General features: G+C 63.8%; 9 protein-coding genes and 2 riboswitches. Of the genes, 5 read left to right on the forward strand and 4 right to left on the reverse strand.

Annotated features, from left to right (window positions below; all coding sequences use genetic code 11):
- Positions 1-49 precede the first annotated feature (49 nt).
- The 4 genes from HX817_RS15935 to HX817_RS15950 form a co-directional block, all read right to left on the reverse strand.
- Complete coding sequence (locus tag HX817_RS15935; protein WP_177040555.1) at positions 50-1,048, reverse strand: ATP-binding protein; 999 nt, start codon at positions 1,046-1,048, stop codon at positions 50-52.
- Positions 1,048-4,821, reverse strand: coding sequence for a cobaltochelatase subunit CobN (gene cobN, locus HX817_RS15940; protein ID WP_177040556.1), 3,774 nt, complete (start codon positions 4,819-4,821; stop codon positions 1,048-1,050). The genes HX817_RS15935 and cobN overlap by 1 nt, the downstream gene beginning before the upstream one ends.
- A 3-nt stretch (positions 4,822-4,824) precedes the next feature.
- Positions 4,825-5,886 carry a cobalamin biosynthesis protein CobW gene (gene cobW / locus HX817_RS15945; protein ID WP_003217887.1) on the reverse strand — a complete coding sequence of 354 codons (1,062 nt, stop codon included), beginning with the start codon at positions 5,884-5,886 and terminating at the stop codon, positions 4,825-4,827.
- Between the two features lie 92 nt (positions 5,887-5,978).
- Positions 5,979-6,181, reverse strand: a riboswitch (cobalamin riboswitch).
- Complete coding sequence (locus HX817_RS15950) at positions 6,178-6,696, reverse strand: helix-turn-helix domain-containing protein (protein WP_003217886.1); 519 nt, start codon at positions 6,694-6,696, stop codon at positions 6,178-6,180. (Overlaps the previous riboswitch by 4 nt.)
- Before the next feature lie 113 nt (positions 6,697-6,809).
- Here HX817_RS15950 and fabF point away from each other — a divergent pair, with 113 nt between their 5' ends.
- The 5 genes from fabF (at position 6,810) to cobM (ending at position 10,545) form a co-directional block, all read left to right on the forward strand.
- Positions 6,810-8,078 carry a beta-ketoacyl-ACP synthase II gene (gene fabF / locus HX817_RS15955; protein ID WP_177040557.1) on the forward strand — a complete coding sequence of 423 codons (1,269 nt, stop codon included), beginning with the start codon at positions 6,810-6,812 and terminating at the stop codon, positions 8,076-8,078.
- 36 nt (positions 8,079-8,114) lie between these two features.
- Positions 8,115-8,331: riboswitch (cobalamin riboswitch) on the forward strand.
- A gap of 96 nt (positions 8,332-8,427) precedes the next feature.
- Positions 8,428-8,616, forward strand: a complete 189-nt coding sequence (locus HX817_RS15960) for a CbtB-domain containing protein (protein ID WP_003217883.1) — start codon at positions 8,428-8,430, stop codon at positions 8,614-8,616.
- A gap of 11 nt (positions 8,617-8,627) precedes the next feature.
- The gene (locus HX817_RS15965) at positions 8,628-9,326 is read left to right on the forward strand and encodes a CbtA family protein (protein ID WP_008431977.1); all 699 of its coding nucleotides are present in this window, start codon (positions 8,628-8,630) and stop codon (positions 9,324-9,326) included.
- Positions 9,323-9,715, forward strand: coding sequence for a cobalamin biosynthesis protein (locus tag HX817_RS15970; RefSeq protein WP_003217881.1), 393 nt, complete (start codon positions 9,323-9,325; stop codon positions 9,713-9,715). Before HX817_RS15965 ends, HX817_RS15970 begins: the two co-directional genes overlap by 4 nt.
- Positions 9,716-9,798: 83 nt before the next feature.
- A complete protein-coding gene (gene cobM / locus HX817_RS15975; RefSeq protein WP_177040558.1) occupies positions 9,799-10,545 on the forward strand; it encodes a precorrin-4 C(11)-methyltransferase in 747 nt (248 codons plus the stop codon).
- Positions 10,546-10,706 lie beyond the last annotated feature (161 nt).

Consider the following 10,706-nt stretch of genomic DNA (forward strand, 5'->3'; position numbering starts at 1 on the left):
CCCGCCTTGGGCCGTGCATCCGCCCCTGCGTCAGGTTTGGGGCGGATGCCTAGGGCTTTTTTGGCCAGGTGGGCACATCACGGCGAGCGCCTATCGGCAAGGCGGCTGCGGGCATGTTGCCCCACTGGCCCTGGTCTTCAGGTGCATCATTGGGCTTGGGTGATTGACCGCCAGCGGGCGGCGTTGCAGGCGGGGATTGCTCCTGACGACGATGGCGCAGGGCAAATTCCGCGACCGCTTCGATATCTTCTTCGCTGATAGCCGTCGCGCCCCGCCAGGCCGTATGGGCACGTGCGCCACGCAGCCAGACCAGGTCGGCGCGCAAGCCATCGACGCCGGCGGCAAAGCAGCGCTCGGTAATCTGCGCCAGCGCCTGGTCATCCAACGGGATGCTATCCAGCAATGCGCGGGCCCGGGTGCAACGCTCGCGCAACGCGGCCTGCCGGTCGGCCCATTGCCCGCAGAAACCCTGAGGGTCGCTGTCGAAATCCAGGCGGCGACGGATGATCTGCCCGCGTTCGGCCGGCTGGGTGTGCCCGCTCAGCGCCACGTTGAAACCAAACCGGTCGAGCAATTGCGGGCGCAGCTCGCCCTCTTCCGGGTTCATGGTGCCGATCAGTACAAAACGCGCCGAATGCCGGTGGGAAATCCCGTCGCGCTCGATCAGGTTGGTGCCGCTGGCGGCCACGTCCAGCAGCAGGTCCACCAGGTGGTCGGGCAGCAGGTTGACTTCATCGACATAGAGCACGCCGCCGTCGGCCTTGGCCAGCACGCCGGGGGAAAACTGTGCGCGGCCCTCACTGAGTGCCGCGTCCAGATCGAGTGTGCCCACCAGCCGCTCCTCGGTGGCGCCCAACGGCAGCGTGACGAACTGGCCGCTGGCGAGCAGGTCCGCCAGGCCACGGGCCAGGGTGGACTTGGCCATGCCCCGCGGGCCTTCAATCAGCACGCCACCGATCTTCGGGTCGATGGCCGTCAGGCACAGGGCCAGTTTCAAGTCGCCGGCGCCGACCACGGCGGACAGCGGGAAATGTGGAATGTCGGTCATCAACTGCCTTCTTCTATATCCAACAACAGGTTTTCCAACGCCTCGCGGTACGCCCCAGGCTCCTGCCACATGCCGCGTTGCTGGGCTTCAAGCATGCGTTCGGTCATGTCCCGCAGGGCATCCGGGTTGTGCTGCTGCACAAAGGCGCGGGTGTCCGGGTCCAGCAAGTAGGCATCCGCCAGCAACGCGTATTGATGATCGTCGATCAACGCCGTCGTAGCGTCGAACGCGAACAGATTATCCACGGTGGCCGCCATCTCGAACGCGCCTTTGTAGCCGTGGCGCTTCACCCCTTCGATCCACTTCGGGTTGGCCGCACGGGCACGAATCACCCGGTTCAACTCTTCCTTCAACGTGCGGATTTTCGGCAAGTCCGGCTGGCTGTGGTCACCATGATAGCTGGCGGCCTTGTCGCCGCTCAGGGTTTCCACGGCGGCGAGCATGCCGCCCTGGAATTGGTAGTAGTCATTGGAGTCGAGCAGGTCATGCTCGCGGTTGTCCTGGTTCTGCAACACCGCCTGCACCTGGCTCAAACGCTGAGCAAACTGTTCGCGGGCGGCGGTGCCTTCGTCGGAGCCGCCATAGGCGTAGCCGCCCCAGTTCAGGTAAACCTCGGCCAGGTCTTCGCGGCTCTGCCACAAGCGCCCATCAATCGCGCCCTGCACGCCGGCACCATAGGCACCGGGCTTGGCGCCGAAGATCCGCCAACCGGCCTGCTTCGCCGCCGCGTCCTCGTCAAGGCCCGACAGGCGCAAGGCCTCTCGCTCACTGCGCACCTTGGCCGCCAGCGGGTTCAGGTCATCCGGTTCGTCCAGCGCCGCCACGGCTTGCACCGCCGCGTCGAACAGGCGGATCAGGTTGGCGAATGCATCGCGGAAGAAGCCCGACACGCGCAAGGTCACATCCACCCGTGGCCGGTCCAGTAGGCTGATGGGCAGGATTTCAAAGTCATCCACCCGCTGGCTGCCCGTGGCCCATACCGGGCGCACGCCCATCAGCGCCATGGCCTGGGCGATATCGTCGCCACCGGTGCGCATGGTGGCGGTGCCCCACACCGACAGGCCGAGCTGGCGCAAGTGGTCGCCATGATCCTGCAGGTGACGCTCAAGAATCAGGTTCGCCGACTGGAAGCCGATGCGCCAGGCAGTGGTGGTGGGCAGGTTGCGCACATCCACCGAGAAAAAGTTACGACCGGTAGGCAACACGTCCAGACGGCCCCGGCTCGGCGCGCCGCTGGGCCCGGCCGGGACGAAGCGCCCGCTCAAGGCATCCAGCAACCCGCGCATTTCCGCCGGGCCGCAGGCATCCAGGCGTGGCGCGACGACGATGCGCAAGCTCTCGATCACCGCCTTGACGTCTTCCCAGCCGGGCTCTTCAAGCTGCTCCACGGCACCTTCCAGCGCCTGCTCGATCAAGCGCGCGGCATACAGCTCCAGGCGTTCACGGGTGTCGCCGGCAGTGCGCCACAACTGCGTGTCGATCTTCTGCAACACCAACGGCCGGCGCCCCGTCCACGGCTCGGCCAGGGCGCAGTCCAGCGGATCGAAGCCCAGGTCGAAGGCCTTGGCCAATACCCGCAGCAGGCTCGATTGCGGCCCGCGCCCATCGCCACGCGGAATACGCAACAACGCCAGCAAGGTGTCGATGCGCAAGCGGCCCTCGGGTGACTCGCCGAAAATGTGCAGGCCATCGCGAATCTGCGACTCCTTCAAGTCACACAGGTAGGTGTCCAGGCGCGGCAGCCAGATCGCCGCATCGGCGTCGCTGTCGAGGTTTTCGTCCAGGGCCAGTTCCTGGTCGATGCGGGTTTCGCGCACCAGCTTGAGGATGTCCTTTTGCAGCTCGCGGGCACGCCGTGGGTCGAGCAGTTGTGCCTCGTAATACTCGTCGGCCAGCAACTCCAGGTCGCGCAGCGGCCCGTAGGTTTCGGCGCGGGTCAGCGGCGGCATCAGGTGGTCGATGATCACGGCCTGGGTGCGGCGCTTGGCCTGGGCGCCCTCGCCCGGGTCATTGACGATAAACGGGTAGATATTCGGCAGCGGCCCCAGTAGTGCGTCGGGCCAGCAGTTCTCGGAAAGCCCGACGCCCTTGCCCGGCAGCCATTCCAGGTTGCCGTGCTTGCCAACGTGGATCACGCCGTGGGCGCCGTAGGTGTGGCGCAACCAGAAGTAGAACGCCAGGTAACCGTGGGGCGGCACCAGGTCCGGGTCGTGATAGACCGCACTCGCGTCCACCTGGTAACCCCGGGCCGGCTGGATGCCGACGAAGGTCAGGCCCAAACGCAGGCCCGCGATCATCATGCGGCCGTCGCGGAACATCGGATCGCTATGAGGTGTACCCCAGCGTGCCAACACGGCCTGGCGATTGGACTCGGGCAAGCGGTTGAACATCGCCTCGTAGTCATCCAGCGCCAGGCTCTGATGACACGGACGCAAGTCGAGGCTGTCCAGGTCGTTGCTGACGCCGCCCAAGAGCGCCTGGATCAGTGCCGTTCCACTTTCCGGCAGCTCGTCCGGCAGCGGATAACCTTGGATTTTCAGTGCCCGCAGGATATTCAGCGCGGCGGCTGGGGTGTCTAGACCCACGCCGTTGCCGATACGTCCGTCCCGGGTCGGGTAGTTGGCGAGGATCAGCGCGATACGCTTTTCGCCATTCGGCACGCGCGCCAGTTCGACCCAGCGCCGCGCCAGTTCGGCGACAAAGTCCATGCGCTCCGGCTGTGCGCGATAGCACACCACATCCGACTGGCTGCGCTCACTGCGCCAGGCCAGGTCCTTGAAGCTGATGGGCCGGCTGATGATGCGCCCGTCCAGTTCCGGCAACGCGATGTGCATCGCCAGGTCACGTGGGCCGAGGCCTTGCTCGCTGGCCTGCCAGCCGGGCTCGTTGTCCTGGGCGCAAATCGCCTGGATCACCGGAATATTGCGGCGAAACGGCCGCAGGTGCGGCGCTTCGGGGCTGGACTGGGCAAAACCGGTGGTGTTCAGAATCACCGAGGCGTGCACCTCGTCCAGCAAATCCTCGACCACGGTCAGGCAGCCGGGCTCTTTCAAACTGGCCACCGCCATCGGCAGCGGGTTGAGACCCGCGGCCTGCAAGCGCTGGCAAAAAACATCGATAAAGCCGGTGTTGGCCGCCTGCAAATGGGAGCGGTAGAACAGCACCGCCGCCACGGGAAAATCAGCTTGCCAGTCAGCCTGCCAATCGTTGAGACGGGCATTGGCTTTATGCGGATGATAAATCGCCGTGCGCGGCAGGGTTTGCGGCTCGCTCCAGGCGTAATCGCGGCCAAGGTAGCCGGCGGCCAGGCAACGATAGAAATCCAGCGCATTCCCCAAACCACCCTGGCGCAGGAAGTGCCAGAGCCGGTCACGTTCCTCGGCGCCCACGGTGCTGAGGCCACTGAGTTCCGGGTCCGGGCGATCATCCCCCGGCACCAAGATCAGCTGCACGCCGCGCTCGGCCAACTCCACCAGGCGCTCGATACCGTAGCGCCAATAACCGATGCCGCCGTGCAGCGAAATCAGGATGACCTTGGCGTGGCGCAGCACCTCATCCACATACAGGTCGACCGAAGCATGGTTCTGCACCTGCATCGGGTTGGCCAGGCGCAGGCTCGGGTAATCATCGGGCAACTGCTGGGCCGCTTCGGCCAGCAGCGCCAGGCTGGAATCACCGCTGCACAGGATCACCAGCTCGGCGGGGGTTTGCCCAAGGTCGGCGATGTTGTCATCCGAAACGAAACCGCCGGGCTGAGTCCTGAGCAGATGCATGGTTTAAACGCTGAGGGCAGCGCGCAGTTGCGCTTCGAGCAAGGCGGCGTCGAGTTCCTGGCCGATCAGCACCAGGTGCGTGGCGCGCGGCTCATCGGCGCGCCAGGCGCGGTCGAAGTGCTTGTCGAAACGCGTGCCCACGCCCTGGATCAGCAGGCGCATCGGTTTGTTCGGGATCGCCGCGAAGCCCTTGACCCGCAGGATGCCGTGCTTGACCACCAGTTGGGTCAGGGCGTCCAGCAGCAGGCTTTCGTCGGCCTGGGGCAGTTCGATGGAGATGGAGTCGAAGGCATCGTGGTCGTGGTCGTCTTCACCTTCGTGGTGATGATCGTGATGGCTGTGGCGGCCATCGATGTGTTCTTCCGAGCCCGCGCCCAGGCCGATCAATACGTCCAGCGGCAGGCGACCGCTGCTGGCTTCGATGATTTTTACCGCCGGCGGCAGTTCTTCTGCCACTTCCAGGCGCACACGGGCCAGGTCTTCAGGGCTGATCAGGTCGGACTTGTTGAGGATCACCAGGTCGGCGCTGGCCAGTTGGTCAGCGAACAGCTCGTGCAGGGGGGATTCGTGGTCCAGGTTCGGGTCGAGCTTGCGCTGGGCGTCAACCTGGTCCGGGAAGGCGGCGAACGTGCCGGCGGCCACGGCTGGGCTGTCGACCACGGTGATCACGGCGTCAACGGTGCAGGCGCTGCGGATTTCCGGCCACTGGAACGCCTGGACCAAGGGTTTTGGCAGGGCCAGGCCCGAGGTTTCGATGAGGATATGGTCGAGGTCGCCGCGACGGGCCACCAGTTCGCGCATCACCGGGAAGAACTCTTCCTGGACCGTGCAGCACAGGCAGCCATTGGCCAATTCGTAGACGCGGCCGTTCGCCTCTTCTTCGGTACAGCCGATGGAGCATTGCTTGAGGATTTCACCGTCAATGCCCAGCTCGCCGAACTCGTTGACGATCACCGCGATGCGGCGCCCCTGGGCGTTATCCAGCATGTGGCGCAGCAAGGTGGTCTTGCCCGAGCCGAGGAAGCCGGTAACGATGGTGACGGGGAGTTTGGCCAGTGTTTTCATCGGATGCCCTTTGGGGCGGGCATACGGGACGAGTGGCCCTGCGCAGGTGCGCAGAAGCAGAATTCGCCACCGGATCACCCCGCCCGGTTGAAGTAGAAAATCGGTTGCGAGGCAGGTCTCCTGGCTTGGGGCTTGCCGGCGGTGATGCCGGCGCTGGCTGCGCCTTCCCGCCTTGTTCAGGCAGTGGCGTGGCAGTCAGATAAACCCTTTACAGTTGCGGGGGCAGCCGCGGCATTGACCGCGTTCCCTTCTTAGCTTCGGCCTGGGCCGAAGAACCTCGAAGGTGCAAGGCTACGCAGTGCGCGGGGACGGGTCAATGTCCGAGCGTTTGGCACTAAGCAGCGCCAGGCGCTCCAGCATGCCTTCGCTCGCCGCCGGCCCGGCCTGGACGCTGCATTGCTCGACGGACACACGCGCACCGTCGGCGTCCACCACCGCCACTTCCACCGGGCGCCGGGTTTTCCGGTCGACCAATTGCAGGCTTTCACCTTCGTTGGCGAAATGGCGGTTGCCCCAGCCGATGAACGCCATGATCACCACCCGGAAATCCTCGCCAACCGGCGTCGGTACGTACTCGAAACGGGGCGGCCGCTCGCTGTATTGCCGGCGTTCCAGCAGCCCCGCTTCCACCAGGCTGTTGAGCCGGCGGGTGAGCATATTCGGAGCGATTTCCAGGCTCTGGGAAAACTCGTCAAAACGCCGCAACCCTTGCAGCGCGTCGCGCATGATCAGGATGCTCCACCACTCGCCTACCCGTTCCACTCCACGGGCTACCGGGCATTCGGCATTCACCAGCGACTTACGTTGCATTGCAGTTCCTCTGTGGGGCGGCTACGGAAATTTCAGCTATCGGATGTTACTTTCATAATGATAGTTTCGTCCATGCATTGCTACCAACCTGAAATTTGCGGAGCTAAGCGATCATGAGTAAGCGAATTGTTGTGACCGGCATGGGTGCAGTGACACCGCTGGCAACCGGCGTGGAACAGACCTGGAAGCGCCTGCTGGCCGGTGAATCCGGGATTCGCAGGCTACCCGAGGCATTGATCGGCGACCTGGCAATCAGCATCGGCGGCCAAGTGTTGGACCGCATCCAGGACCCTGAAGCCGGCTTTGACCCGGACACTGTCATCCCGGCCAAGGAACAACGCAAGATGGACCGGTTCATCGTGTTTGCCCTGGCCGCCGCGCAAGAGGCCCTGGCCCAGGCTGGCTGGAGTCCGCAGACGCCATCGCAGCAGGAACGTACCGCGACAATCATCGCCTCCGGCGTGGGTGGTTTTCCCGCGATTGCCGAGGCCGTTCGTACGGCTGACAGCAAAGGGCCTCGCCGCCTGTCGCCGTTCACGATCCCGTCATTCCTCGGCAACATGGCGGCCGGGCACGTGTCGATCCAGCATCAACTGAAAGGTCCGCTGGGCTCCCCCGTCACTGCCTGCGCCGCCGGCGTACAGGCGATTGGTGATGCTGCGCGAATGATCCGTGCCGGAGAAATCGACATCGCCGTGTGTGGCGGCGCCGAAGCCTGTATCCACCGAGTCAGCCTCGGCGGTTTTGCTGCGGCGCGTGCGCTGTCGAGCGATTACAACGACACGCCAGCATTGGCTTCCCGCCCGTTCGATCAAGGCCGCGACGGGTTTGTGATGGGCGAAGGTGCCGGGCTGTTGGTGATCGAGGAACTGGAGCATGCATTGGCTCGCGGGGCGACGCCTATCGCAGAGCTGGTGGGCTACGGCACCAGCGCCGACGCCTATCACATGACCTCGGGCCCGGAAGATGGCTCGGGTGCACGCAGGGCAATGGAACTGGCGATCGCGCAGGCAGGGATCAGCGCCGCACAGATCCAGCACTTGAACGCCCATGCCACGTCGACCCCCGTAGGCGACAACGGCGAACTGGCAGCGATCAGTACGCTGTTCGGTGCAAATGCCAGCGTCGCGATCAGCGCCACCAAGTCGGCGACCGGCCATCTGTTGGGCGCCGCGGGCGGGATCGAGGCGATCTTCACCGTGCTCGCCCTGCGCGACCAGATTGCCCCGGCGACCCTCAACCTGGATAACCCGGACCCCGCTGCCGAAGGACTGGATATGGTCCGGGGCCAAGCCCGGCCGTTGCCGATTGAATACGCGATTTCCAATGGGTTTGGATTCGGCGGCGTGAATGCCAGCGTGCTGTTCAAACGCTGGCAATAACCCGGCGATTTGACGCCCATCGCCCGCCCATGCTCTCCTACACATCTTGTTTCGGGTGCCCTTCACAGGGTGAAACGGGAAACCGGTGAGTCATGTTCCTTTACTCAAGGGCGTGACGAGTCCGGTGCTGCCCCCGCAACGGTAAGCGAGTGAAGCATCAAAACCACTGTGCCGCTACGGCATGGGAAGGTGATGCTTTCAAGGCCCAGGCCCCTCGCAAGCCCGGAGACCGGCCCGAAAAAATCAGATAACAAACCCGCGGTGGGCGGGCGCTGTTCAGAACCCTGCGTGCCTGGCTCGCGGGGTTTTCATGCGCTCGTGTCACCCTGAAACCCTGAAGGGACGCGCCATGTCGATCATCAGCAGCACCGCCTCTACCGCCAGCACCACCGCCACCCTGAGCCAACGCCTGACTGCCGCCATCGGCGCGTCGATCCTCGGCGCGTGCCTGGTGTATTTCGCCGGTTTCTCGCACATCGAAGCGGTGCACAACGCCGCCCACGATACCCGCCACAGCGCTGCGTTCCCGTGCCACTGAGACCTGCCGACATGATCAAGCGTATTGCCCAAACCGCAGGTTTCACCGGCCTCCTGGCCGCCTTGCTGCTGACCTTGCTGCAAAGCTTCTGGGTTGCCCCGCTGATCCTGCAGGCGGAAACCTTCGAAAACGCCCCGGCCGCGACCGAAGTGCATGAACATGCCGAAGCCACGGCCCACACCCACGACGCTGAAGCCTGGGAGCCGGAAGATGGCTGGCAGCGTGTGCTGTCGACTACGGGCGGTAACCTGGTGGTCGCCGTAGGTTTTGCCCTGATGCTTGCCGGCCTGTACACCCTGCGTGCACCGACCCGTACGGCCCAAGGCCTGCTGTGGGGCCTGGCCGGTTACGCCACCTTTGTGTTGGCGCCGACCCTGGGCTTGCCGCCTGAATTGCCGGGGACTGCGGCGGCAGACCTGGCGCAACGGCAAATCTGGTGGATCGGCACTGCCGCCTCTACCGCTGCCGGTATCGCGCTGATCGTGTTCGGTCGTAACTGGCTGCTGAAAATCCTGGGCGTGGCGATCCTGGCTGTGCCCCATGTGATTGGCGCACCACAGCCGGAAGTCCACTCGATGTTGGCACCGGAGGCTCTGGAAGCTCAATTCAAGATCGCCTCGCAGTTGACCAACGTTGCCTTCTGGCTGGCGCTGGGCTTGATCAGTGCCTGGCTGTTTCGCCGTAACCGTGATGGTCAGTATTCGGCATGATCCTGGCGGTTGGCCTGGGGTGTCAGCGGGGTTGTTCTGTCGACATCCTGCGTGAACTGTTCAACGCCGCCCTCGCCGAGGGTGGCATTGAGCGTCAGCGCATCACTGCGTTGGCCAGTCTTGATCGCAAGCGGGATGAGCCGGGGTTGCTGGCACTGGCTCAGGTTCTGGATTTGCCGTTGGTATTTTTCAGTGCGGAGCAATTGGCGCCCTATGAAGATCGACTGAGCCATAAGTCCGAGACGGTTTTTGCTCATACCGGCTGCTACGGCATTGCTGAAAGTGCCGCCCTGGCCCTGGCAGAACAGCTGTCTCAAAGCCCTGCCACCCTGCTGATCACTCGCAAAAAAACCGCCCAGGCCACCTTTGCATTGGCTTGCGCCGGCTGAATTCCCGATAATCGTCAGCTTTGATCATGAGTAATCTTCATCTGGAGGGCTGCTCGCGTGCTTTTTTTCACAGGAATGAATCCATGACTGTCTTTTTCATCGGCGCAGGCCCAGGCGATCCGGAATTGATCACGGTCAAGGGGCAGCGGCTGATTCGCAGTTGCCCGGTGATTATCTATGCCGGTTCGCTGGTGCCGGCGGCGGTGCTTGAGGGGCATCAGGCTGAGCTGGTGGTCAACAGTGCCGAGTTGCATCTGGAGCAGATCATCGAGCTGATCAAGACGGCCCATGAGAAAGGCCAGGATGTGGCGCGGGTGCATTCCGGGGATCCGGGTTTGTACGGGGCGATTGGGGAACAGATTCGGCTTTTGCGGGAGCTTGGGATTGGGTTTCAGATCATTCCCGGAGTGACGGCGGTGGCGGCTTGTGCGGCGTTGTTGGAAGCTGAGCTGACGTTGCCGGACATTGCGCAGAGTGTGATTTTGACGCGGTATGCGGATAAGACGGCGATGCCTGAGGGTGAGGTGTTCAGTAGCCTGGCGCAGCATGGGACGACCATGGCGATTCACCTGGGGGTGAATCATCTGGAGAAGATCGTGGCTGAGTTGGTGCCTCACTATGGGGAGGATTGTCCGATTGCGGTGGTGCATCGGGCGACCTGGCCGGATCAGGATTGGGCCATTGGTACGCTGGCGGATATTGCCGGGAAGGTGGCAGCCAAGGGGTTTCGGCGTACGGCGTTGATTCTGGTGGGTCGGGTTTTGGCCAGTGACAGTTTTGGTGAGTCGTCGTTGTATCGCGCGGGGCATGCGCATTTGTATCGGCCCTGAGGGGGGATGGGGTACATATCCGTTATTTAGGTAACGGCGGCTTATGGTTCCGCTCTTACAGCGGCTCACTTTTGAACAGCGCAAAAGTAAGCAAAACGCTCTTGCCCCACCACTCGGCACCTCGCTTAGGCTCGGTGTGCCCTCACTCCGGCTTTGGACCG

This window comes from Pseudomonas sp. C6002, assembly GCF_013385805.1.
Lineage (GTDB): Bacteria > Pseudomonadota > Gammaproteobacteria > Pseudomonadales > Pseudomonadaceae > Aquipseudomonas.